Here is a 25415-nt window from a genome sequence, read left to right on the forward strand (position 1 = left end):
GCGAGGATGAACCTTGCGCAACTTAACGCCAGCACCGCGGCGCCAGAACCACACGACTTCGCCGTACGCATCAGGCGCCACCGTCTTGTGCGCCTTCCGCGTCCATCGCATCTCACCGCACGTTCGTGACGATCGCGAGCCGCCCTCAATCGGGTGAGACGAGCGGAGTCAAACCATTGATTTGCCCCTCGTGTTAAGCGGAATATTTTGCAAGAAGGGCTGGACAGACTTTTGGTGATTTGCCCGTCGTGCCAATTGGTCGCAGCCGCGCATTAGATTTTCGCTTTTGCGCGCCGCAAATCAGTCCGCAATCCGTAGAGTGGGCAAAGCGACTTGTCCGCCGTAGCTCAACGAGCGAAGGCGGAAAGCGTGCCCACCATCAAGCAGCGCGTTCGATGATCGGTGGTGGGCACGGCGCTATCGCGCCTTTGCCCGCCCTACGGATCATCGCTACCACGCATCGATGCACGGGCGCTTCTTGGTCGCGCGCACTTCCGGCTTTGGCACCGAGCGCAGGCCGGACATGATCCAGTGCCGCGTGCCGGCGGGATCGATCACTTCGTCGATCTCCAGCACGGACGCAATCGAGACCGCCTTGCCGTTGGCGTAGAGCTCGGCGACCTTGGCCTTGTAATAGTCTTCGCGCTCCGTGGGGTCTTCGATCGCTTCCATCTCCTTGCGGAAGCCGAGCCGGACATAGCCTTCCAGCCCCATGCCGCCGAACTCGCCGGTCGGCCAGGCCACGGTGAAGAACGAGGCGTGGAAGCCACCGCCGATCATCGACTGCGCCCCCAAGCCGTAGCCCTTGCGCAGCACGATGCCGAACAGCGGCACCGTGAGGCTCGCGCCGGTCACGAACATCCGCGCGACATGGCGCACGATCGCGGTCTTTTCCGCCTCGGGCCCGACCATGAAGCCCGGCGTGTCGCAGAGCGATATAATCGGGATGTCGAAGGCGTCGCAGAGCTGCATGAAGCGCGCGGCCTTGTCGCCGGCCGCCGCATCGATCGCGCCGCCGAGATGCTTCGGGTTGTTGGCGATCAGGCCGAACGGTTTTCCCTCGATGCGGATGAAGGCGGTGATCATGCCGACGCCGAAATCGCGACGGATTTCCAGCACCGATCCCTCGTCGGCGAGCAGATCAATAACGGTGCGGATGTCATAGACCCGCAGGCGGTTTTCGGGAATGGCCTGGCGCAGCAGGCGCTGGTCCGGCGCTTTCCAGTCGGATACCGCGCCCTGGAAGTACGATAGATACTTTTGTGCCGCCGACGTCGCTTCCGCCTCGTCCTCAACCAGAATGTCGATGACACCATTGGGCGACTGGAACGACACGGGACCTACTTCCGCCGGATGATAGACGCCGAGCCCGCCGCCCTCGATCATCGCAGGTCCGCCCATGCCGATCGAGGCGTTCTTCGTCGCGATGATGACATCGCAACAACCCAGCATCGCGGCATTGCCGGCAAAGCAGTAGCCGGAGACAACACCGATAACCGGCACGAGACCGGAGAGCTTTGCGAACTGCACAAAGGACGGGCCGTCGAGCCCGGTCATGCCAAGCCTGTCGGTATCGCCGGGACGGCCGCCGCCACCCTCCGCATAGAACACCAGCGGCATCCGCCATTGCTCGGCGAGGCCCAGCATGCGGTCGATCTTCTTGTGGTTCATGTGGCCTTGGGTGCCCGCCAGCACGGTGTAGTCATAGGCGATCACCATGCAGCGGGCGGCGTCCGCGCCGAATTTTTCGGCGTTGACGGTGGCAACGCCAGAGATCAGGCCGTCGGCCGGCGTGTTGCGGATCAGATCGTCGACCGTGCGCCGCCGCCGCTGGGCGGCAATCGCGAGCGAGCCGTATTCGACGAACGACCCCTGATCGACGAGATGGGCGATATTCTCCCGCGCCGTGCGCTGATTGGTCTTGCGGCGGCGCTCGACCGATGCGGGGCGATTTTCGTCCCGCGTGATGGCGTGGCGCTCCATCAGTTCGGCGAGATCGGAACGGATATGGTCGAGATCGAAATCCTCCTCCTCGGCCACATCGTGGGCGTCGATCTCCGCCGGCTCCAGAAAGAGGATCGGCTCGTCCTGCATCAGCGTGACGCCGGCGTCAGCCGCGATCTTCGTGACCCTGCCACCATGCGGCGCCGTCACCAGATGCTCCATCTTCATGGATTCGAGCACGGCGATCTGCTGGCCGGGGCGGACGAGGTCCCCTTCCCTCACGTCGACGGCGACGATCGTGCCTTGCAGCGGCGCCGGCACCGGCTCCGAGCCTGCCGGCCCCGCCGATACGGCGGCTTCAGGCGCGGCGTCGTCCGCCGCGCTGCCGGATTCGATCAGGGCCGTCTCCGCCGTCGCCTCGGCCTCGCCGACCAGGGCCGCGACGTGTTTGTCGATGAAGCCGGTGCTGACACGGTTGTCGACAAAATCCGGATGCGCCAAAATCGCGGCGAGGAAGGGAATGTTGGTGGCGACGCCGCCGATGCGAAATTCACGCAGCGTCCGCGAGGCCTTGTGCACCACGTCGGTCCAGTTGCCGCCTGGCGAATGCACGATGACCTTTGCGAGCAGCGAATCGAAGGCGGCGCTGGTCCGGTAACCCGAATATCCGAACGTATCGATGCGCACGCCGGGGCCCGACGGCAGATCGAACAGGGCCAGCGTGCCGCCGGTTGGTTTGGTCGCGCCGGTCTCGTCCATCACCTCCATGTTGACGCGGAGCTGCATCGCAAAACCGCGCGGCCGCGGGATGTAGCCCTGCGCGAGCCCAAGCGAGCCGAGCGTGGCACCGGCTGCGACCGCGAGCTGCGATTGCACGAGATCGAGGCCGAGCACTTGCTCGGTGACGGTATGCTCGACCTGCAGCCGCGGATTGGCCTCGATGAAGGCAAACGCCTTGTCGCTGGTCCTGGCGTCATTATCGACCAGGAATTCGAAAGTGCCGAGATTGTCGTAGTTGGCGGCGGCGGCAAGTTCCTTGGCCGAGTCGATGATGCGGGTGCGCAAGCTATCGGTCAGCGACGGGCTCGGCGCGATCTCGATCAGTTTCTGGTTGCGGCGCTGGATGGTGCATTCGCGCTCCCACAAATGGCTGATGGCGCCGTGGTGGTCGCAGATGATCTGCACCTCGATGTGACGGGCATTGCGGATCAGGCGCTCGACATACACGCCGTCGCTGCCGAAGGCCGCTATCGCCTCGGACTGGCAGCGCGCAAAGGCTTCCTCCAGCCTAGCCACGTCATCGACGATGCGCATGCCGCGCCCGCCCCCGCCGGCAATCGCCTTGATCATGATGGCGCCGCCGGGGCCGAGCGACTCAAGGAAGGCCTTCGCCTGTTCGAGGCTGGTTGGGCCACTGGTGCCTTCGACAACCGGCACGCCGCACCGCTTCGCCAATGCCTTCGCCTGCGCCTTGCCGCCAAACAGGTCGAGTGCCTGCGGCGACGGCCCGACAAAGACGATGCTTTCTTCGGCGCAGCGCCGGGCGAGCGCAGAATTCTCGCTAAGGAAGCCGTAGCCGGGATGCAGCGCATCGCACCCGGTCGCCTTTGCGGCCGCGATCATCGCCTCGATGTCGAGATAGGCCCGTGCGCCAAGGCCGGGGATTTCATGCGCGGCATCGCCGGCGCGGACGTGCAGCGACTGGGCGTCATCGGCGGAATAGATCGCGACGGTGGCAAGCCCGGCGTCGCCGGCGGCGCGCGCAATGCGGATGGCGATCTCACCGCGGTTGGCGATCAGCAATTTGTGGAAGGACATCGACGTTTCCGTTCAGGCGTCGGAGCGAACTGAAGGGGTGACTGCCTCACCTCGCCCCGCTTGCTTCTCCCATGCAACAACCGACGGCGAAAACACGGCCACCGGTTCGTTTCTCGTGGCTAAACATGAAACCTTTGCCGAGATTCTGCGCAAGTGGAATTTCGTTCCACATCACGGAATTCGCAAGACAGGCTCGGCTTAGCGGCAATCCAAATGCGCTTCGAACCAGCTTTGCAGCGAGGTCGAAAGCACCGGCCAGGCGCGCTGAAGGGCGGAGAGCTTTTTCGCATTGGCGCGGTAGATTCCGCGCAGCTCATTCTCGATTCCAGGCAGGTCGACGCCGGTGCACCGGCCTTCGCTGACGATCAGCCGTCCATCAACTACCACATCACGCAAGAGCGACGCGTTGCCGCGCGCGAACAAGAGGTCGATGGGCTCGACGGGGATGATCTGGTCGCGGTCGAGGCGGTCGAGATCGAGGGTGACGAAATCGGCCGGTGCGCCGGGGATGAGTTCACCGGTACCGGGTGCGCCCGTCGCCTTGCGGCCGTTGGTAATGGCGAGCGCGAGGAATTCGGAAGCGGTCCAGGTTCGCTGGAAGCCGAGGCCGCCGTGCATCATCTGCACCAGCCGCATCTCGCGCAGGACATCGTCATCTTCATCCAGCGCGAGACCGTCGACGCCAACCGCGATGGCGCAGCCGCATTTGTGCGCGGCCGCGATCGGCGCGAGGCCGGAGCGCAGATGGAGATTGGAGCTGAAATTGGTGACAATGCGGGCGCCGGAGGCGGCGATCATCTCGATCTCGTCAGGGCGAGCGTGGATGCAATGCGCCAGCGTCAGCCGCTCCGACAGAAAGCCGATGTCGCGGAGGTAGCGGACGACACCGCCGGGAAAGTTCGCATCCGCCCAGGCGCGCTGATAGACCGTCTCCAGCAGGTGCATGTGAATGCAGCGGCCGGTCCGCGCCGAGTTCTCCGCCACCGCCTCCAGCAGAGGCTTTGAGCACCACTGCACGCCGGCCGGGCCGAGTTGCACGTCCACCTTCGGCCCCGCGATGGCCGAGGCAATCGCATCGGTTAGTTCGATGTAGGCCTTTGGCGGCACCGGCGCGCGGACGAATAGCTCTTCAATCGCCTTGCGGTCGTCGCCGGAGAGTTCTGACAGCACCGGCTCACTTTCGCCATATACCACCGGGTTCTGGTCGCGCACGGCCAGCGCGAACGCGATGCGGATGCCGACGTCGGAGGCTGCCCGTGCAATTGCCGCTGCTTCTTCGACCAGCGGCATGGTGCCGCTTGGCCGGGTGTAGTGCACCATCATCGCCGCGCAGCCTGCCCGCGCCGAGCGCGCCAGCGCCGAGGCGGCGGTCAGATAGGGATCAACCGGGGTGCCGAGCGCGGAACGCAGGATCCAGCTTTCCAGGGGCATGCCGAGCGCTCCGAACGACGACGCGTTCGGACGGGCATGGTCGTGGGCGTTGACGAAGGCGGGAAGAATGAGGGAGCGCGGGCCGGTTGTGGGTGAGGTCGCCGGCGAGATCGACCTGATGAGGCCGTTGTCGTGATGAAGCACGACATTGTCGAGGAGCCCGCGGTCGGAGCTAGAGAATAGGCTGTGTGCGGCAACTTCGGTGGCCATAAGGGCACTCCGTCATTGCGAGGAGCCAACGGGTCGCGCGAAATGCGCGCCCGATGACAGGCTCCACGACGAAGCAATCCATCTTTCCTCGCGCGGAGGCATGGATTGCTTCGCTACGCTCGCAATGACGAGTTGATACACCACCCTGTCAATTCGCCGTGTACACCAGCTCCCGCTCCGCGCGCGGCGGCAGGAATTCGCGGGAGAAAATCTCTGATGGCGCCGGTGCGCGGGCGAGCTGATAGCCTTCGACGATGATGCCGATGGCGCGGGCCATGCGGTCGTCCTTGACGTCGCCGACGCCGATCTCCTTCATCTCGGGCGAGACGATCAGCTTGTCGAAGGAAAACTGCAAGCGGCGCTTCTCGACCTCGGCATTGATCAGATTGTCGTAGTTCAGCGCGGCCTTCATGCCGGCATTCTGATCCTTGGCGATCGCGATCACGGCCTTGTTGACGGCGCGAACCAGACCAGCGACGGCCTTCGGATTGGACACCAGCAGCTTGCGCGACACCATCATGCCGTTCGAATAGAGATCGAGGCCGTAATCGCCGAACGAGAACCATTTGTAGTCCTTGTCGGGGTCCTGGCGGTTCAGCACGAGATTGAAATAGCTGGTGATGTTGAAGACCAGTGCGGCGTCGATATCGCCCTTGATCAGCATCGGCTCCTGCAGGTTCGGCGCCATGTTGGAGATCTTGATCTTCTCGCCCTCCAGCTTGTTCTTGTTGGCAAACACCGGCAACAGCCGCGTCGTCGGCGTGCCCTGCGCGCCGCCAAGCGTGCGGCCCTCAAAGTCCTTGATGGTGTTGATGCCGCTGGTCTTCTTGGTGACGATGGCGAATGGCGGCTGGTTCCAGATCATGTAGACCATCACAGGGGCGTCCTGTGGCTTGGTCGAGGCGTTCTGGATGATGGCGTTGACGTCACCGAAGCCCGCGTCATAGGCGCCCGACATGATGCGCGTCACCGTCGCTCCGGAGCCCTCGCCCTGGTCGATCACCACATTGAGGCCCTCTTGCTTGAAGAAGCCGTTGTCCTTGGCATAGAAGAACGCGGCATCCGAACCTTGCGTCTTCCAGCCCAGCGTGAACTTGATCGTCGTCTCCTGGGCATTGGCAGCGCCGGCAAACAGGACGGCTCCAAACAGCGCGACACTTACTCTGGTTAACATCGCGGGTCTCCTCGATAAGGGTTGAATGACAGTTGGCAAAACTTGGCTCATGTGGCGATCATGTCGTTCTTGCGGGTGGCCCAGCCGGTGACGCGCCCCTCGATTACCGAGAAGATCACGTAAAGCGCGACGCCGAGGCCGGCGAGCACGAACAGGCCGGCGAACACCAGCGGCACATTGAAATTCGAGGATGCGGTCATCATGACGTTGCCGATGCCGCGGTTCGAGGCGACGGTCTCCGACAGCACCGCGCCGACAAAGGCGTAGGAGATCGCGACTTTCAGCGAGGCAAAGAAGAACGGCATGGTCCGCGGCAAGCCGACATTCCAAAGGATGTCGAACTTGCTGGCCCCTAACGCCTTCAGCACGTCTTCGAGTTCAGGTTCGGTCGTCGCCAGTCCCGTCGCGATGTTGACGACGATCGGGAAGAAGCAGATCGACAGCGCGGTCAGCACCGCGGGCACGCTGCCGGAGCCGAACCACAGCACGAAGATCGGCACAACAGCAACTTTTGGAATCGAGGAAAATCCAACGAGCAGCGGATAGGCCGTATCATACGCGGTTTTCGAGACGCCGATCACTGCGCCCAATACGACGCCGAGGCCGACGCCAAGAACAAAACCGATCATGGTCGTCGCCAGCGTCTGCAGGACATGCGGCCACAGGATCGGGAATTTCTCGACCAGCGTGACGAGCACTTGCGAGGGACGCGGCAGCACCAGGTCGGACATGCCTGATATCAGGCAGAACAATTCCCAGGCGATGAAGAACAGCACGATCAGTGCCGCCGACCAGGCTTTTTGGCGATAATCGAGATCGGGCATGTCAGGCTGCTCCCTGCGCTGAAGCCGTTCTGGCATCGACGATGAAGGCACGGAGCTTCTGGTTCAGCGCGACAAAATCAGGCTCGAAGGTCATGGCCACGGTGCGTGGCCGGGCGAAGTCGACCCGGCTGTCGTCGAGGATGCGACCCGGACGCGCACTCATCACGCAGATGCGGCTGCCGAGAAAGGCGGCCTCGCGCAGATCATGCGTCACCAAGAGCACGGTCGGCCGGTGGGCGATCCAGAGATCCTGCAGGATCGACCACAGCTCTTCGCGCGTGAACTGGTCGAGCGCGCCGAAGGGCTCATCGAGCAGCAGCATGCGCGGCTCGTGAATCAAGGCGCGGCAGAGATTGGCGCGCTGAAGCATGCCGCCGGAGAGCTGCCAGGGGTAGCGGTTGCCGAACCCCTTGAGGCCGACCTGCTCCAGAAGCGCGTTGGCCTTGTCGCGGAAGTCGGTCTTGCGCAGCCTTCGGAATTGCGAGCGAAACGGCTCGACGATCTTGAGCGGCAGCATGATGTTCCGCTCGATCGACATCCACGGCAGCATGGTCGGATTCTGGAACGCCATGCCGACGCGGAGCGCCCGCGCGGCGACTTCGCGGCCGCCGACGATGACCACGCCCGATGTCGGCTGCACCAGACCGCTCACCAGCCGCAGGATGGTCGACTTGCCGCAGCCGGACGGCCCGACGAGGGCGACGAACTCGCCGTCGGCGATCCGCAGCGTGGTCGTAGAGAGGGCCGGTACCGCCCGGGCGCCGCGGCCGAAAGTAACGGAGGCCTCCGAGAGTTCGATCGCGATCGGAGCGGCGGAAGCCGGAACCGGCGCGCCTTGAAATTCGGAATATGGTTGCATGCGCATCATGGCTGGAAGTGCATGCAAGCCGGGTGCCAGCGAAACTTGCTTTTGAAATCAATGGGCCTACGGTTCGCCGCCCGATCCGGCGGACTCCTTTTGTGCAATTCCGCCCTCAAAGTGCATGCAACTGAGGCGCACAATCAGTCGGTAATTGTGATAAGAGAGCCCCATTCGAAGCACCCGTCAGGATTCGCCGATGGCGCCCCGCTCCGCCAGCAAGACCGCTGAGCCGTCCGACAAGGTCGGCGTGATCTGCCGCGCGCTACGCCGCGCCATCATCGAGCAAGCGCTCGCGCCGGGGGCGAAATTGCCCGAGGATTCGCTCGGCGAGCGGTTCGGCGTCAGCCGCACCATTGCTCGCCACGCACTGGGCCAATTGGCCGCCGAAGGCCTGGTCGAGCTTCGCCGTAACCGGATCGCCGTGGTGGCGACGCCGAGCTGGCAGGAAGCGCGCGATGCCTTTGATATCCGGATCGAACTCGAACGCCTGGTGGTGCGCCAGCTCGCCGGCAAGCTGACCAAGAGCCAGATTGCCGAACTCAACGCCCATGTCGATGCCGAGGACCGCGCGCGCGACGGCTCGGATGCGGTGTCGATACGCCTCGCGACGGAATTCCACATCCTGCTCGCCAACATGACGAACAGTCCGATCCTGGTGCGCTACGTCAGCGAGGTCGCCTATCGCTGCTGCCTGACGCTATCGCTCTACAGCCGGCCGCACTCCTCGGAATGCGCGATCAACGAGCACCGCGCGATCATCGCAGCGCTGGTCAAGGGCGACGAGACCAAGGTGATGAGCCTGATGCACAGCCATCTGGATTCCGTGGCCAGCCGCGCGCTGGTAGCCCCCGCCCCGCCGCGCGGCCGCGATTTGCTGGATATTCTGGCGCCCTATGCCGAGGAAAGCGAAGGCGAGCGGGTGGTGAAGATGCCGAAGGTGGTGCGGGCGAGGTAAAGGATCTGTGCGTGGCCGGTGGCCTCGTGGTTCGCCCGGCGATTGCGAAGCATCGTCCGGAGACGCACGGCGTTGCCGTGCTCCTCACCATGAGGGTTTTAGACCTCATCCTGAGGAGCGCTGCGTAGCAGCGCGTCTCGAAGGATGAAGCCCCGCCACGCGCCTCACGCCTCAATCCCCATCTGCACCAAAATCCGCTCGGCGCTGTCGTTCCAGACGTCCATCTTCACGATCAGCCCGCCCCTGACCACGAAACGATCGACATAGCGGTTACCTTCGAACGGCGTGCCATCGAGCCATTCGCCGTAAAGCGTGCCGATGCTGTAGACAACGGTCTCCCCGGCGCCCGGGCAGACGTCAAAACGGTCCATCTTCTTCTTGACCCAGCGATAGCGCCGCGCGTTGAAGCCGGTCGGGCCGCGCGGATGATCGAACTCCCGGCCACCGGTGAAGGTGATGATCGTGCCCGGCTTCATGTAGGCCGCGGCCGCATCGGGATCCGGGATCATCGAGGCCGTGAGGTAGGCCTCGACCACCTCGGCGTCAGACATTCCCTTCACTTCGGCTTCGGCGGCGACGGACATGGCGGTTTCTCCTGGTGCGGCGAAATACTACAATTCGAGCGGCAAACTGCATGCACATATTTTGAACAGTTCAGCCTTCCAATTGCACACAATCTGGAGCTGCCCGGCGCCCCGGCTTCCGATAGGTTGGGACCTTCACCAGCCTGACGTCCGATGAACACTAAATCCGCCTTTGACCTGATCTTCCGCAACGCCAGGACGCGAACCTCGGCCACCCCGGTCGATATCGGCATCGGCGGCGGGCGTATCGTGGCCATCGAACCCCGGCTTGACTGCGAAGCGGCCGAGATCGAGGTCGGCGGCAGATTGGCCTTGCCCGGCTTCGTCGACACGCACATCCATCTCGACAAGGCCTGCCTGCTCGGCCGCTGCGCGCACAACCACGGCAGCGTCAGCGAAGCCATCGCCGCCGTCGCCGCGATGAAGCGCGATTTCACGGTCGAAGACGTCTACGCCCGCGGCGCGCGGGTGATCGAGCGCGCCATCGTGCATGGCACGACGCGGATGCGAACCCACGTGGAGATCGATCCACGGATTGCGTTGCGCGGTTTTGAGGCGATCAAGGCGCTCAAGCGCGATTATGCCTGGGCGCTCGATCTCTCTATCTGCGTGTTTCCGCAGGAAGGACTGACCAATGATCCCGGCGCCGAGGAACTGCTCATTGCGGCCTTGCGCGACGGCGGTGAGGTGATCGGCGGCTGCCCCTATATGGACACCGATCCGAACTCGCATCTCGAAAAGATTCTCGACCTGGCGCAGCAATTCGATATCGACGTCGACCTGCACCTCGACTTCGACCTTGACCCTTCCTGGTGTCATCTCGAAGAGGTCTGCCGGCAGACCGAGCGGCGCAACTACGAGGGCCGTGTCGCGATCGGTCACGCCACCAAATTATCGGCGCTGCCGCCGGACCGGCTGAAGACGGCAACGGCGCGGCTGGCGAAATCCGGCGTTGCCGTCACCGTGCTGCCCGCAACCGATCTTTATCTGATGGGCCGCGATGCCACGCACAATGCGCCGCGCGGGCTGACGGTGGCGCACAGGCTGGTTGAAGATGGCGTTCTCTGTTCGGTCGCGACCAACAATGTGCTCAATCCCTTCACGCCGTTCGGCGACGCCTCGCTGCTGCGGATGGCGAATTTCTACGCCAATGTCGCGCATGCCGGCATCGGCGAGTTCGACGCCTGCCTCGATCTCGTCACCGACTTGCCGGCGCGGCTGATGAACCTGCGCGATTACGGCATCATGCCGGGCAATCCGGCGGACCTGATTATTCTCGATACCGACAGCGGGACGAACGCGATTGCGGAATTGCCCGATGTGCTGATGGGATTCAAGAACGGGCGGCAGGTGTTCGAGCGGCGGAAGCCGACGTTGTTTTCGCCACGGGGCTAGCGCATTCCCGAACGTCGGTGGTTACATCCTTCGAGGCGGCGCTTTTGCGCCTCCTCAGGATGAGGTCTGAGACCGCAATCTAAGACCCTCGTGGTGAGGAGCGCGGCAGCGCCGCGCGTCTCGAAACACGCAGGCCACGGCGCGCCGGATAAGCACGATCTGCATTGACGGTCTGCGCTACCCTGCAATTGACGATTCAGCCAATCCGTTGTTGTTATCAGTCAACCACAACAACAAGCCCGGGGGCAGGAAACATGAAAAAAGCCACCACCATAAGAAGCGTCGAAACGCTCGCATGCGACGCAGGCTGGCGGAACTACCACTTCGTCAAGGTCATGACCGAAGGCGGCATCGTCGGCTGGAGCGAATACGACGAGGGTTTTGGCGCGCCCGGCGTGACGGCGGCGATCGAACGGCTTGGCGCGCGGGTCGTCGGCAAGAACGCGTTTCAGCACGAGCGGATCTACGCTGAACTGTTCGCCGCGACGCGCCCGGCCGCGGGTGGCGTAGTGGCGCTGGCGCTTGGGGCGCTCGAGAACGCGCTGCTCGACGTCAAGGCCAAGTCGCTCGGCGTGCCCTGCTACGAACTGCTCGGCGGCAAGATCCGCGACCGCATCCGGGTCTACTGGTCGCACTGCGCGACCTGGCGCATCAACCATCCCGATTGGTTCAAGCCGGCGATTACCGATCTCGACGGCGTCAAATCGATCGGCCGCGAGGTGCGCGAAAAGGGCTTTACGGCGATGAAGACCAACATCTTCGTCTATACCGACGGCAAGCCGCAGGGCTGGCGGCCGGGCTTCGGTTCGCCGTTCGAACCCGAGATCAACGTCGATCGCAAGGTGCTGCGCAATCTCTGCATGCACCTCGAAGCAATCCGCGACGGCGCCGGTCCCGACGTCGATCTGCTGCTCGACCTCAACTTCAATGCCAAGACTGAGGGCTATCTCAAGATACTGCGCGCCATCAAGGACATGGATCTGTTCTGGGTGGAGATCGACACCTTCAACCCGCAGGCGCTCGGCTACATCCGCCGCCAGAGCCCACATCCGGTCTCATCCTGCGAGACACTGTTGGGGCTGCGCGAGTTCCTGCCCTATTTCAACGATCAGGCGATGGACGTCGCCATCATCGACACGCCCTGGAACGGGGTGTGGCAATCGATGAAGATCGCCGCGGCCGCCGAGCACTTTGAGGTCAACGTCGCCCCGCATAATTTCTACGGCCATCTCTGCACCATGCAGAACGCGCATTTCTCCGCCGCGGTGCCGAATTTACGCATCATGGAAACCGACATCGATCGCCTGGCGTGGGACCATGAATTGTTCACCCACGTGCCCGAAATCGTCGACGGCCATCTGATAATGCCGGACCGCCCCGGCTGGGGCACCGAGCCCAACGAGGAAGGCCTGCGCGCCCATCCGCCAAAGAGCAAGGGCGGGCTGTTGAATTACGGGCAGAAGAAGTAGGCGGAGCCATGTGCCGTCATACCCCGCGCATGCGGGGTATCCAGTACGCCGCGGCCTGCATGGCTCAATCGCGTGCGTCTCGGCGTACTGGATCGCCCGCCTTCGCGGGCGATGACAGTGGTGATGATCGTAGATCGTAGGGTGGGCAAAGCGAAGCGTGCCCACCATTCAGCTTGTGCAATGGGAAACGTGCTGGGCACGGCGCTTCGCGCCTTAGCCCACCCTACATTCATTTATCGCCCGGCGCGCCCAGGAACGCGCTCTCGATGACGTCGCCGATCGGCTGCCAGGCGCTGCCGTCGAACTGCACCAGCCGCATCTGTTCGATCGGATGGAAGTCGGTCGGGCCGGTGTTGATCGCTATTCCCGGAAATGCAACCGTGCTCCGGTAGTTCCGCAAGGATGCGGCCTGCCGCATGATGTTCTCGCGCGAGAGGTCGTCGCCGCACTGGGTCAACACCTGGACCAGCGTCTCGGCCGCCGCGTAGCCGAAGATGGCGTAGCCATCCTCCTTGTCGCCGTCGGGATAATATGTGTCCATGAACGCGAGCCATTCCTTGATGGCGGGGTCATCCTTCCAGGTGGCGTCGCTGGCGTCCTTCAGAAACGAGGTCGAGATCACGCCGACGGAATTCTGCAGCCCCGCCGGCCTCAGCGCGTTCGCGATCGAAGCTGCCGCATTGACCAGCAACAACACCGGATGCCAGCCCAGTTCAGCCGCTCTACGGATGGCACGCGCCGAGATCGGCGGTGCGCAGTTGAGCACGAGCACTTCAGCGCCGGAGTTCTTGAGGATGTCGACCTGGGTATCGATCGACATATCAGCATCAATGGCGATATCCGCAACGATCATGTTGGCGGTGATGCCGAGCCCCTCCTGCAATCCCCGGAACAGATCGCGTCCGAACTGATCGTTCTGCCAGAGCACGGCGATCTTCCGGCTCGGATAGGCGGCTTGAATGTAGTTGGCGTAGATGCGCCCCTCGGCCCGGAACGTCGGCTGCCAGCCCATCGTCCAGGGAAACCGCTTCGGATGCGCCCACGCCTCGTCGCCGGAGGCGACGAAGAGCTGTGGGATGTTTCTCTCGTTGAGATAGGTTCGCGTCGCCAGATTGGTCGGCGTGCCGAACGACCCGAACATCAGGTGCACACGCTCCTGCTCGACCAGCTCGCGGGTATGCTCGACCGCCGTTCTCGGATTTGAGCTGTCGTCGCGCGAGATGAATCTGATCTTGCGCCCGTTGATGCCGCCACGCTCGTTGATCATATCGAAATAGGCGGCCTCCGCCCGGCCGATCGAAGCGAACGCGGCAAGCGGGCCGGTGTAGGGCATGATGTTGCCGATGCGGATTTCGGTGTCGGTCACGCCGGCAGCCCGGGCCGGCTGCAGGGCGGCCAGTATCGATGCCAAGAACAATGCGAAGAAGGCTGGTGACAGCCATTTTATTCTTGTTTTCATCAACGCGGCCCCTCGAACCCGAGCTGTTCAGAGCTCGTGACGCCACCCAGCGATGACGATGATAGCGCGGGAGTTCAGGTTGTTAAAATGAAATGTTGGCGGCGCGGCATTGCCACGCCAAATGGGTCGCCAGTCTTCATAAAATGAGACGTTGCGGTTCAGGCGTGTTTGATGTCCGATATACCGCTCAGCAGCGGCACGAATTCGAACATCGCTGGATATCCGAGTTCCGTCTAAGCAGTGTGTGGCAAGGAGGTCGAGGCATGAGGAAAACGATCGTAGCTTTGGGAACGGCCCTGGTCCTGTGTAACCTGGGCACGTTTGGTACCGCAGCGCATGCGCAGACGGCCCAAGTCGTTCGTGAACCACGGGAAAGGCCCATCATCAGGGTGCCCGTCGTAAGGCCAACTCCCTACTGGGATTACAATATCGTTCCACGATATCGTTATCGCCCTGAGGACGACCGGGTCGATCCATGCGGCGGGCCCGTAGTGCCGGTGATACGCGAGGGGCCTCAAGAGGCAACGGTTCCGTTGTGGCTGGCGAACGAATTGGGTCTTGGCCGTGTGCATGGTCGAGATTGGCCGTGTAGGGGCCGAAATCGGTAATGCGATTTGAGCAGCAACGTAGCGCGCATGAGCCAACGGGTCGCGCGAATGCGCGCCCGATGACAGGCTCCGCGACATGCGGGACAACGGCCGGCCCCGGATATCGCTTCGCTCGTCCGGGCTACATATCATTGCAACGATATATCCAGCCAACCAAGCTCGTTGACCGTGACGCGGTCGCCAGTGTCGACGAGCACCGTGGTGGTCTCGGCTTCAATGATCGCCGGCCCCGTCAGCGTATGGCCCGGCTGCAGGTCGTCGAGCGCGTAGACCGGGACTTCGCGCCAGCCGCCGAAGAAGGCTTGCCGCCGGCTGCGTGGCGAACAGGCGCTGGATGATGCGGCTTCGCGAGCGCCCTCGTCTTGCCGTTGGACCTCGCCGACCGCGGCGACGCGGGCGTTGACGAAGACGACCTCCTGGCCACGCGAGGCGTAGGTGTACAATTCCTCGTGCCTGATGTGGAAGCGGTCTTCGATCCGGTCGACGAGATCGGCGGCGTTCCAGTCGAGGCCGTCGAGCGAGACGTCGATCTCAAAGATCTGCTCGCCGTAGCGCATCTCGGCGGAGCGTTCGATTGTAATACGCCCGCTGAACCACGAACGCAGCCGGCCGGCTGCCTGCTGTTCCAGTCCGGCAAACAGCTCCCGCACTTCGTCGGCCGAGATGCGCGCACCGGCACCATAATGCGTCCGGCTGACCTCATAGCGGAGATCGCTGGTCAGCATGCCCCAGGCCGACAGCACCGACGCCACGGTCGGCACGATGATGCGCTTGATCTCGAGTTCGCGCGCGACCTCCGCCGCGTGCAGACCGGCCGCACCGCCGAAACTCAACAGCGCAAATTTTCGCGGATCGACGCCGCGGCGCAGCGTCATCAGGCGGATTCCATCGGCCATGTTCAGGTTGATCATGCGGTAGATGCCGGCGGCGGCCTCGACGCACGACAGCTCCATCGCTGCCGCGATGCGGTCGACGGCTGCTTCCGACGCCGCGCGGTCGAGCGGACGTTTGCCGCCCATGAAGGCGGCGGCGTCGAGATAGCCGAGCACGACATTGGCGTCGGTGACGGTCGCGGCCAGGCCGCCATTGCCGTAGCAGGCCGGGCCCGGCACCGAGCCCGCGCTTTCCGGGCCCACACGGAGCGTGCGGCTGACATCGACGCTGGCGATCGAACCGCCGCCTGCCGCAATGCTCGCAATGTCGAGACTGCGCAGCGCGATACGCTGGCCGGCCAGCATGCCATCGGCGGAGAGCGAGACCTGCCCCCCAGAAATCAGCGAGATATCGGTGGAGGTGCCGCCCATGTCGAACGGCACCAGATCGGGAATGCCAACCAAATCAGAACACCGCCGACCGCCCGACATGCCGCCCGCCGGTCCCGACAGCACCGTGCCCGCAGCGAGCCGAGAGGCCTCTCCGACCGGCGCCATGCCGCCATGCGACAGCACGACAAAGAGACTCCCCCTGAAGCCGGCCTCGGTGAGCCGCGTTTCGAGATTGGTCAGATAGCGCCGCACGATCGGCTCGACATAGGCGTTCACGATCGTGGTCGAGACGCGCTCATATTCCTTGATCTGCGGCAGCACGTCGCTGGAGCACGAGATGCTAATGTCCGGCAGCGCCTGCTTCAGCCGCTCGACGGCGGCAAGTTCGTGAACCGGGTTGAGATAGGAATGCAGAAAGCACACCGCGACCGAGGTCGCGCCTGACTGCCTGATGCCGGCAATGGCGTTGTCTAGCGATTTTGTATCAAGCGGAACGAAGACACTGCCGTCGGCCTTGAGCCGCTCCTTGACACCGAAACGCAAATCGCGCGGCACCAGCGGCGCCGGCGGCGGTGAGCGCAAATCGTAACGATCGGGTTTCAGGCCCTCGCGCATCTCGATGACGTCGCGATGGCCTTCGGTGGTGATGAGCGCGACTTTTGCTCCCTTGCGCTCCAAGAGCGCATTGGTGGCAACCGTCGTGCCATGCACGAGACGGTCGGTTGCCGCGAGCATTTCCCCGCGCGTCACGTTCAGCCGCCGCGCCAGCTCTTCCAGGCCCGCCATCACGCCGATCGATTGATCCGCCGGCGTCGATGGCGATTTTGCAAATATGGTTCGCCCGGTCTCGTCCGTGGCCACCAGATCGGTGTAGGTCCCGCCGACGTCAACGCCTATCCTGAACATCATGAGGACGCCTGCTCCGCCGAGGCCTCGGTCAGGCCCTGCTCGCGGTCGCGCCGGCGCGCCTCCGCCGATCGCTTGTCCGGCGGTCCCCAGCCGCCGCCGCCGGAGGAACGGATTTCGAGGCAATCGCCGGGGCGCAGCTCGATGCCGACTTCCTTGGTGCGCAGCACGCGCGGCTCGTGGCCTTCGGACAGCAGGCGATAATGATGCGGCTTGCCGTCTTCGCCGCCGAGCATGCCGCAGGGACCGTGTCGCGCGCCGTCGCCGGCGGTGTTGCCCTTCGCGGGCTTTTCCGTCTCCAGCACCAGATCGAGCGACACGCCGAGGCCGCCGCGATACTGGCCGTCGCCGCCGGAGCCCGGACGGAATTCATGCGTGCGGAAATGCAGGGGAAAGCGCACCTCCGCCACTTCGAGGCTGCCGAACTTCAGCCCGCCGACCGAATGCCACTCGCCGATCGATGACCAGCCGTCGCCGCCGGAAGACGCACCGCCGCCGGGGCGCGCCTGAAACAGGTGCCAGATAAAATTCCTGCCGGTGCGCGGGTCTTCGCCCTGGATCGCGATCCGGAATCTGCGGCTCCAGCCGGCCATTGCGCGTTCCGGACAGGATGCGGAAAGCGCCTTCACGATGGCTTCCACGATTTCATTGGACGGATGGCTTGTGCACAGCGTCACCGGCCGGCCCGGATCGGCCCACACCACCGTGCCCTGTTTTGCAATTACCTTCAGCGGACGCAGCGCGCCGGTGTTTTTGGGAATCTCCGCGTCGATCAAATAGGCAAACGCCATCGCCACCGCGGCCTGCATATTGGCATGCGAGGAATTCACAAAGCTCGTCGATTGTGGATCGGAATCGGACAGATCGACCTCGACGTCGCTGCCCTTTTTGGTGACCTTTGCAGCGATACGGATGTCGGTGCGGCCGTGGCCGTCGTCATCGAGAAACGCCTCGCCGAAAAACACGCCGTCCTTCCAGGTTGAGACCACCGCGCGGGTCTGCTGCTCGGTGGCGTCGAGGATCGCTTCCACCGCGGCTTCGACCACCGGCGCACCGAACTCCGCAAACAATCGCGACAGCCGTCGCTCGCCGAGATGCGCGGCCCCCAGCATCGCTGCGAGGTCGCCGCGGAATTCGCGGGGGTTGCGGATGTTCAGCGCCAGCAGGTCGAGCAGATCGTCGCGCAGGCGGCCTTCCTCGTAGAGCTTGATCGGAGGGACGCGCAGGCCTTCCTGATAGATCTCGGTGGCGGCGGGATTATAGGCGCCGTGCGTGGCGCCGCCGATATCGCTCTGGTGTGCGCGCACGATGGTCCAGAGCAGCCGCCGCTCGCCGTCGAACACCGGCACGAAGGCGGTCAAATCAGGCAGGTGGCTGCCGCCATGATAGGGATCGTTGAGCAGGATCACGTCGCCTGGTTTGACGTCCTTGAACCGTTCCTCGACCGCGAGCGTCGCCCATGGCAGCGCGCCGACATGAACCGGCAGGTGATCGGCCTGCGCGATCAGCCGTCCAGCGGGGTCGCAGATCGCGAGCGAAAAATCGCGGCTGGAATTGAGGATCTGCGAATAGGAGGTGCGAAGCATCGCCTCGCCCATCTCCTTCACGATCGAACTGAGGCGGTGCTGGACGACGGAGCGCGTGATGGGATCGATCCTGGCGGACATGGTTACCCGTTATATCTGGCGTTCTGCGCCGGAGTGTAGGATGGGTTGAGCCCTTGCGAAACCCATCAACGCAGGAGGCCGGCATGATGGGTATCGCTGGCGCTCCACCCATCCTACGTATACAGCAAAAACACCACCGTCCCCACGATCGCGGCCGCTGCCATGAACAGCAGCACCGCAGGCAGTCCGAACATTGCCGCGACCACGCCGGTTGCCGATTGCATCAGCGCGGCGCCGAGGAAGAACGCGAGGTTGACGGCGGAGAGCGCCTTGCCGGCGTTCTGCGCGCCCGCCAGTTGCCGCGTCATGCCGAAGAGCAGCGGCTGCGCCGATATGGCGATGCCGATCAGCCCCAGCAGCACGCTGTCGAGTCGCGGCGGCATCGCCGTCATCCCGAACAGTTCCGAAAGCGGATAATGCGGCGCGCCCGCCGCCATCAGCGCGAGCAACACGGCTACGAAGGAATGGGTGGCGGCCAGCACCTCGCGGCGGTGCCCGATATTGCGGTCGAGGATGCCGATCAAGAGGGGACCAACGATCAACGCCAGCGTGAACAGGCCGAGCGCGTTGCCGGCCTCGATGCGGCCAACACCCTTGACCTCCATCAGCCAGGGTCCGCCCCATAATCCGCGCAACACCAGCGAGACCGCCAGCGAGACCAGCGACAGCGCGATCAGACCGCGCAGTGGGCGCGACAAGCCGATGCGCAGCACTTCGGCCATTTGCGACAATGGCGAGGAGTCATCGGCATGCGCGGCCGGCTGCTTCGGCACCAGCGCGAATACCGCCACTGCTACTACGGCGCCGAAGCCAGCGGAAATCCAGAATCCCGCGCGCCAGCCAAAATGTTCTACGACGAAAGCCAGCGGGCTCGACGACAGCAGCATGCCGACATTGCCGATCGAGAGGATGATGCCGGACCACAGGCCGAAGCGCGCCGCCGACATCTGTTTCGCCGCCAGCGTCATCGGGCACATCAGCATGCCCGAGGTCGCGACCCCGAGCAGGAACTGGCCGAACAGAAAGCTCTCCGGCCCGGTGGCCAGACCCGACGCCAGCGCGCCGACGATGGTTCCCGCCAGCAGACTGAGCGACACCGGCCGCACGCCAAAGCGATCCATCGCTGCGCCGACCGGAATCTGCGAGGCGGCAAAGCCGAAATGATAGATCGAGGTTAGGCTCGCCAGCGTCTGCGAGGGCGTTTTGAAATCGGCCGCCATCACGTCGAGGCTCACGGCCGGAATGGTTCGCAGCAGCGTCGACAACATGTGACCGCAGGCCAGCGCCAGCAGCGCAAAAATCAGTGCGCGGAAATTGACATCCGCACCGTCGGCCTTGCCGTCGTCCATGAGCCGTCTCGCCCCAAACTGTTTCGGGGCGAGGTAGCACCAATATGGTGGGAATGCGAATCCGCCCGCTCGCGGCGATCAGCTCCTGTGGAACACCAGCGTTCGCAGTTCGATGCTCTCGCGCGGCGGCGCATCGGCCGGCGTAGTCGGATCGACGAAGGCGGTATGCGGCCCGAACCGTGTGCGGCCGTCGGTTGCTGAATCGTAGCACTTCAAGAGCAGCGCCTCGTCGGTCCGCATTTCCGGAATGTAGTACCAGCGATGGTTCGGGTTGTATTTTACCGAATATGTTTCGCCGCTGCGGTTTGGATAGATCAGGTCGGAAGCAACGAGATCGCCCGGCTCCACCGTCTGGCCGTCGCACATTGCCAGCGGCGTATCGCGCAACGGACCCCGGATCGGCCGCCAGACATTGACGACCTGCACCCGTCCCTTCAGAAGCTCGTCAGCCTCATCCGGCAAATGCTCGCGCACGCGGTTGGCGCCTAATTTATCGGTCTGGTCGACATGGACGCGCGTGGCCGGCTGCCGTGGGCCAGCGCCCCTGATATCGGCGGCGCCCTCCACGCGTTTGCGCACGGTGTGATCGAAGATGAAGACGCGGTCGGCTTTGAGGGTCGCCTTCAGGAAGGCTTCCACGGCGGGGTAGTAGACGTTCTTCACTTCCTTATCGTCGTAGAAATTCCTGACGATGGTGGGATGGCGGACCAGCGCAAAACCCTCGCGGTCCAAAGAGAGGTTGGCGGCGATCAGGCGCGCGTCGAAGATCGGGACGTTGTGCGGCTCGGGCAGCGCGGTGGATTTGGGTTCGCCCGGCGGCGGATCGAAGGCGTAGGTGCGGGGCTTTCCCGGCGTGGGCGCGAGATAGTTCAGCTCGGCGGTGACGAAGGGAAGCGATTCGAGTTTTGCTTGCTGCAGGCCCATGGTGGTCTCCTGGACTCCATTGTTGTTCTTTTTGATGTTGGCGCGGCCGCCGAGCCCCACAAGGCGCGTTCGAAAATAGCAACATTGCCGTTCCCGACCGGGGCAAACGGGAAAAATCCTTGTCGAACACGCCTGCCAAACCGGATGGTATTTCCGCCGCTCACGCGTCCGTCATCGGATGTGGCGCGTTGACCCTGCGATGAGGCACGGCAACAATGGGTTCACTCGACCAGTTCCGGTTCAACTAGGCAGAAGAACATGCAAGTCACGATGAAGGACAGGGTCGCCGTCGTCACCGGCGGCAGCAAGGGAATTGGCCTCGCCGTCGCCCGGCAATTCGCCGCCTCCGGCGCCAAAGTGGCGATCCTCGCGCGCGGCGCAGCCGATCTGACAGCGGCGCGGGAGCTGCTCGCTAAGGACGGACTGGAAGTTCGCGACTACGTTTGCAACGTCTCGAAGGCGGAAGACATCGGCAATGCGCATGAAAGGATTGTCGCCGATCTCGGCCCGGTCGACATCCTCATCAACAATGCAGGCACCGCGCGGACGATGGCGTTCGAGAACATCAGCGACGAGGCCTGGCAGGAAGACCTCGACCTCAAACTATTCGCTGCGATCCGCTTCAGCCGGCTGGTCTGGCCGGGCATGAAGGCGCGCAAGTGGGGCCGCATCATCAACGTGCTCAATACCTACGCCAAAGCGCCGGCGGCCTCCTCGGCGCCGACCTCGGTCTCCCGCGCGGCCGGCATGGCGCTGACCAAGGTGATGGCGAGCGAGGGCGGCGAGCACAACATTCTGGTCAATGCCATGCTGGTTGGCCTGATCATGAGCGATCAGTGGGTCAAGCGCCACGCCGCGCAGGTACCCGATATGGACTTCGAGATGTTTGCCAAGAACCTTGCCAAGGGCACGCCCTTGGGGCGCATCGGCACAGCGGAGGAATTCGCCAATCTGGCCTGCTTCCTAGCCTCCGAGCAGGGCTCGTTCATCACCGGCACGGCGATCAATGTCGATGGCGGGCGGTCACCGGTGGTGTGAGGAGACGATTTCATCGTTAAGCGTCGCGGTGCAGCGTGAAACGCTGCTCCGCAGAGCCGGGACCTACGGCTGGACCCCGGATCAGCAGCGCACCACGCCGCAAATGCGGCGCGCTGCGCAGCATCCGGGGAGCGCAAGCCCAGCAAACAAAAAGGCCCCCGTCGCCAGGGGCCATTTCGCTTTTCTTAAACCGCGTCCTTGGCGGCCTTGACCGGGCGGGCCCGGACGATCTTGCGGGCCGGCTTGGCCTTGAACATCATTTCCTCGCCCGTGAAGGGGTTGGTGCCCTTCCGAGCCTTGGTCGCCGGCTTCTTGACCACGACAAACTTCGCGAAGCCGGGAACGAGGAATACCCCGTTCTTCTTCAGTTCCTTGTGACCGACGTCGACGAGCGTGTCCATCACGCTCTTGACCTCTTTCTTCGAAACTTCGGTGGTGGTCGCGATCTTCTCGATCAGCTGCGACTTAGACATTTGGGTGGCCATGGTTGCTCCATTGATTCTGGCACAGGCGACGATATGGCGGAAACCGCCTAAAAAACAGGGTTTCCGACATTCTGCACAACTATCTCGCTAGTCGAGTTGCAGTGATTCGTCCAATTTTTCGCTGAAATTCAGGCCTCCAAAGCCGCCGGACCCTGTTTTTAAGGGGTTTGAGGCGCCTTGTTCGGGACTTTACCCGCCAATCCCAGACTGCGCCCGCCGCTTAGCCTCTATTCTGGCGAGCCGCGATTTCGCCCTCACGAGCAAAAAATCGGCAGATCGAATGGCCGGCGAGCACGTTGTTTTCTGGCAGGATTTTCCGCACCCGCGCGGCGATTTGAAAATGACTCGCGTTGGCATTCCATCGTAACATCGAGCTCAAGGCGGACGCGTGAACGGTCCGCCGTCAATATTTGTTCGGAGACTTCGCATGGATTTGACGCGCCTTGAGATCAATCGCCGCACCGCGCTGCTGACGTCGGCGGCCATTGCGGCCAACGTGGTCAATCCGATGCGGGCCTTTGCGCAGGAAACGCCGCGCAAGGGCGGCGTGTTTACCGTCCATTACGCCGCCGAGCAGCGCCAGCTCAACCCGAGCATTCAGGCTTCCACCGGCGTCTACATCATCGGCGGCAAGATCCAGGAGAACCTCGTCGATCTCGACGCCAGCGGCCAGCCGGTCGGCGTGCTCGCGGAGAGCTGGGAGGCCACCCCCGACGGCAAGACCGTGACCTTCAAGCTGCGCAAGGGCATCACCTGGCATGACGGCAAGCCGTTCACCTCGGCCGACGTCGAATTCACCGCCATGAACATGTGGAAGAAGATCCTCAATTACGGATCGACGCTGCAACTCTTCCTGACCGCGGTCGAGACGCCTGATGCCCACACCGCGATCTTCAAGTACGAGCGGCCGATGCCGCTGAATCTCCTGCTCCGCGCCCTGCCCGATCTCGGCTACGTCTCGGCCAAGCATCTCTACGAGAGCGGCGACATCCGCCAGAACCCGACCAATCTTTCGCCTGTCGGCACCGGTCCGTTCAAGTTCGTCAGATACGAGCGCGGACAATATATCATTGCCGACCGCAATCCGGATTACTGGCGCCCTAACGCGCCCTATCTTGATCGCATCGTCTGGCGCGTGATCACCGATCGCGCCTCGGCCGCGGCGCAAATGGAAGCCGGCGAACTTCACTACGCTCCATTCTCGAGCCTGACGCTCTCGGATTTGGCGCGGCTTTCCAAGGACAAGCGCTTCATCGTCTCGACCAAGGGCAATGAAGGCAACGCGCGCACCAATACGCTCGAGTTCAACTTCCGCCGCAAGGAATTGTCCGACATCCGCGTCCGCCGCGCGATTGCGCATGCGATCAACGTGCCGTTCTTCATCGAAAATTTTCTCGGCGATTTCGCCAAGCTCGGCACCGGACCGATCCCCTCGACCTCGACCGATTTCTATCCGGGCCCGAACACGCCGCAATACCCCTACGACAAAGCCAAGGCCGCGGCGCTGCTGAATGAAGCCGGCTACAAGCCGGGCACCGGCGGCACGCGCTTCACGCTAAAACTGTTGCCCGCGCCGTGGGGCGAGGACATCTCGCTGTGGTCGACCTTCGTCCAGCAGTCGCTGGGCGAGATCGGCATCCCGATCGAGATCGTGCGCAACGACGGCGGCGGCTTCCTAAAGCAGGTCTATGACGAGCACGCCTTCGACCTCGCCACCGGCTGGCACCAATACCGTAACGATCCCGCGGTCTCGACCACGGTCTGGTATCGCTCGGGTCAGCCGAAGGGCGCGCCCTGGACCAACCAGTGGGGCTGGGAAGACAAGAACGTCGACAAGACCATCGACGATGCCGCGACCGAAATCGATCCGGCCAAACGCAAGGCGCTCTATACCCAGTTCGTCAAGGAAGTGAACACGGAGCTGCCGGTCTGGATGCCGATCGAGCAGATTTTCGTCACCACGATTACAGCGAAGGCACGCAACCATTCCAATACCCCGCGCTGGGGATCGACGAGCTGGCACGATCTTTGGCTTTCCGCTTGACGCCATATCCGCCAAGATAGGTCTATGCGCATTCTGAGCCTAGCGGGGCGGCGGCTTGCCGCCTCGATCCCGACCCTCGTTCTGATTCTGATCGGTGTGTTCCTGCTGCTGCAGTTCGCACCGGGCGACACCGTCGATGCCATGATGGCGCAGATGGGCGGCGGCGATGCTGCGACCGCCAAGGAGCTGCGGAAATTCTACGGGCTCGACCTCTCGATCCCGGCGCAGCTCGGCAATTACCTCTGGCGGCTGGTGCGGCTCGATCTCGGCTTCTCCTCGATCTACGGCAAGCCGGTGGCCTCGGTCATCCTGGAGCGGCTGCCTCCGACGATCCTGTTGATGACGGCCTCGCTGTCGTTTGCATTTTTCTTCGGTCTCGTCTTCGGCGTGATCGCCGCCCGCAGCGTCAACCGTTGGCCCGATACGCTGATCTCCACGCTTGGCCTGATCTTCTACGCCACGCCCTCGTTCTGGTTTGGCTTGATGGCCATTGTCGTGTTCTCGGTCTATCTGCAATGGCTGCCGCCCGGCGGTTTTGAGGACATCGGAACGGTCCGGACCGGCATCTGGCGAGCCCTCGATATCGCAAGCCACCTGGTGCTGCCGACGCTGACGCTCGGGCTGATCTTCCTGGCGATCTATTTGCGCATCATGCGCGCCTCGATGCTGGAAGTGCTGAACCTCGACTACGTCCGCACCGCGCGCGCAAAGGGCCTCGACGAGACGCGCGTGGTGACGCGGCACGTGCTGCGCAATGCGCTGTTGCCGATGGTGACGCTGATCGGGCTGCAGGCCGGCACCATGCTGGGCGGTTCAGTGGTGGTCGAAAGCGTGTTCTCGTTGCCGGGGCTCGGGCGGCTTGCCTACGAGTCTGTGGTGCAGCGCGATCTCAATACGCTGCTTGGTATCGTGTTCGTCTCGGCGCTGCTCGTCATCACCGTGAACTTCATCGTCGACCTCATCTATGCGCGGCTCGACCCGCGCATCACGGCGGAGGGTTAGGG

The 25415-nt window shown here is 63.4% G+C and carries 18 protein-coding genes; 6 read left to right on the forward strand and 12 right to left on the reverse strand.

From position 1 onward, the window contains the following. Nucleotides 1–450 precede the first annotated feature (450 nt). The 5 genes from RX328_RS34460 to RX328_RS34480 all read right to left on the reverse strand — a co-directional run bounded on the left by RX328_RS34460 (nucleotide 451) and on the right by RX328_RS34480 (nucleotide 8266). On the reverse strand, nucleotides 451–3762 hold the full coding sequence (locus tag RX328_RS34460) for a carboxyl transferase domain-containing protein (RefSeq protein WP_213249482.1): 3312 nt from the start codon (nucleotides 3760–3762) through the stop codon (nucleotides 451–453). 198 nt (nucleotides 3763–3960) lie between these two features. After that, a complete protein-coding gene (locus RX328_RS34465) occupies nucleotides 3961–5403 on the reverse strand; it encodes an amidohydrolase family protein (RefSeq protein ID WP_213249480.1) in 1443 nt (480 codons plus the stop codon). A gap of 148 nt (nucleotides 5404–5551) precedes the next feature. Then, on the reverse strand, nucleotides 5552–6577 hold the full coding sequence (locus RX328_RS34470; RefSeq protein WP_213249478.1) for an ABC transporter substrate-binding protein: 1026 nt from the start codon (nucleotides 6575–6577) through the stop codon (nucleotides 5552–5554). A 47-nt stretch (nucleotides 6578–6624) separates the two neighbouring features. Further along, the gene (locus RX328_RS34475) at nucleotides 6625–7401 is read right to left on the reverse strand and encodes an ABC transporter permease (RefSeq protein WP_213249476.1); all 777 of its coding nucleotides are present in this window, start codon (nucleotides 7399–7401) and stop codon (nucleotides 6625–6627) included. A gap of 1 nt (nucleotide 7402) precedes the next feature. After that, nucleotides 7403–8266, reverse strand: coding sequence for an ABC transporter ATP-binding protein (locus RX328_RS34480; protein ID WP_213249667.1), 864 nt, complete (start codon nucleotides 8264–8266; stop codon nucleotides 7403–7405). A 193-nt stretch (nucleotides 8267–8459) separates the two neighbouring features. Between RX328_RS34480 and RX328_RS34485 the strand changes: the two genes are divergently transcribed. After that, nucleotides 8460–9218 carry a GntR family transcriptional regulator gene (locus RX328_RS34485; RefSeq protein WP_213249474.1) on the forward strand — a complete coding sequence of 253 codons (759 nt, stop codon included), beginning with the start codon at nucleotides 8460–8462 and terminating at the stop codon, nucleotides 9216–9218. Nucleotides 9219–9382: 164 nt separating this feature from the next. On the opposite strand, the gene RX328_RS34490 is transcribed toward RX328_RS34485, so the two are convergent. After that, nucleotides 9383–9802 carry a nuclear transport factor 2 family protein gene (locus tag RX328_RS34490; RefSeq protein WP_213249472.1) on the reverse strand — a complete coding sequence of 140 codons (420 nt, stop codon included), beginning with the start codon at nucleotides 9800–9802 and terminating at the stop codon, nucleotides 9383–9385. A 153-nt stretch (nucleotides 9803–9955) separates the two neighbouring features. On the opposite strand from RX328_RS34490, the gene RX328_RS34495 reads away from it, so the two are divergent. After that, entirely contained in the window at nucleotides 9956–11197 is a 1242-nt protein-coding gene (locus RX328_RS34495; protein ID WP_213249470.1) for an amidohydrolase family protein, read from the forward strand. A 254-nt stretch (nucleotides 11198–11451) separates the two neighbouring features. After that, nucleotides 11452–12666 (forward strand): mandelate racemase/muconate lactonizing enzyme family protein, encoded by a 1215-nt coding sequence (locus RX328_RS34500; protein ID WP_213249467.1) that lies wholly within the window; start codon nucleotides 11452–11454, stop codon nucleotides 12664–12666. Between the two features lie 229 nt (nucleotides 12667–12895). Here RX328_RS34500 and RX328_RS34505 read toward each other — a convergent pair whose 3' ends face one another. The 5 genes from RX328_RS34505 to RX328_RS34525 all read right to left on the reverse strand — a co-directional run bounded on the left by RX328_RS34505 (nucleotide 12896) and on the right by RX328_RS34525 (nucleotide 20844). Then, on the reverse strand, nucleotides 12896–14125 hold the full coding sequence (locus RX328_RS34505) for an ABC transporter substrate-binding protein (RefSeq protein WP_213249465.1): 1230 nt from the start codon (nucleotides 14123–14125) through the stop codon (nucleotides 12896–12898). 736 nt (nucleotides 14126–14861) lie between these two features. After that, nucleotides 14862–16907, reverse strand: coding sequence for a hydantoinase/oxoprolinase family protein (locus tag RX328_RS34510; RefSeq protein WP_249726218.1), 2046 nt, complete (start codon nucleotides 16905–16907; stop codon nucleotides 14862–14864). After that, entirely contained in the window at nucleotides 16904–18571 is a 1668-nt protein-coding gene (locus RX328_RS34515; protein WP_213249463.1) for a hydantoinase B/oxoprolinase family protein, read from the reverse strand. Before RX328_RS34515 ends, RX328_RS34510 begins: the two co-directional genes overlap by 4 nt. 113 nt (nucleotides 18572–18684) lie before the next feature. Further along, on the reverse strand, nucleotides 18685–19920 hold the full coding sequence (locus tag RX328_RS34520; RefSeq protein WP_213249462.1) for an MFS transporter: 1236 nt from the start codon (nucleotides 19918–19920) through the stop codon (nucleotides 18685–18687). Nucleotides 19921–19998: 78 nt separating this feature from the next. Beyond that, on the reverse strand, nucleotides 19999–20844 hold the full coding sequence (locus RX328_RS34525; protein ID WP_213249460.1) for a CmcJ/NvfI family oxidoreductase: 846 nt from the start codon (nucleotides 20842–20844) through the stop codon (nucleotides 19999–20001). A gap of 258 nt (nucleotides 20845–21102) precedes the next feature. Here RX328_RS34525 and RX328_RS34530 point away from each other — a divergent pair, with 258 nt between their 5' ends. After that, the gene (locus RX328_RS34530) at nucleotides 21103–21882 is read left to right on the forward strand and encodes an SDR family oxidoreductase (RefSeq protein WP_213249458.1); all 780 of its coding nucleotides are present in this window, start codon (nucleotides 21103–21105) and stop codon (nucleotides 21880–21882) included. Between the two features lie 185 nt (nucleotides 21883–22067). On the opposite strand, the gene RX328_RS34535 is transcribed toward RX328_RS34530, so the two are convergent. After that, nucleotides 22068–22367, reverse strand: a complete 300-nt coding sequence (locus tag RX328_RS34535; protein ID WP_057843247.1) for an HU family DNA-binding protein — start codon at nucleotides 22365–22367, stop codon at nucleotides 22068–22070. Between the two features lie 427 nt (nucleotides 22368–22794). Between RX328_RS34535 and RX328_RS34540 the strand changes: the two genes are divergently transcribed. Beyond that, nucleotides 22795–24411, forward strand: a complete 1617-nt coding sequence (locus RX328_RS34540) for an ABC transporter substrate-binding protein (protein WP_213249456.1) — start codon at nucleotides 22795–22797, stop codon at nucleotides 24409–24411. A gap of 24 nt (nucleotides 24412–24435) precedes the next feature. After that, complete coding sequence (locus RX328_RS34545) at nucleotides 24436–25413, forward strand: ABC transporter permease (RefSeq protein WP_213249454.1); 978 nt, start codon at nucleotides 24436–24438, stop codon at nucleotides 25411–25413. Nucleotides 25414–25415: the final 2 nt, after the last annotated feature.

The sequence above is a fragment of the Bradyrhizobium sp. sBnM-33 genome, assembly GCF_032917945.1.
Lineage (GTDB): Bacteria > Pseudomonadota > Alphaproteobacteria > Rhizobiales > Xanthobacteraceae > Bradyrhizobium.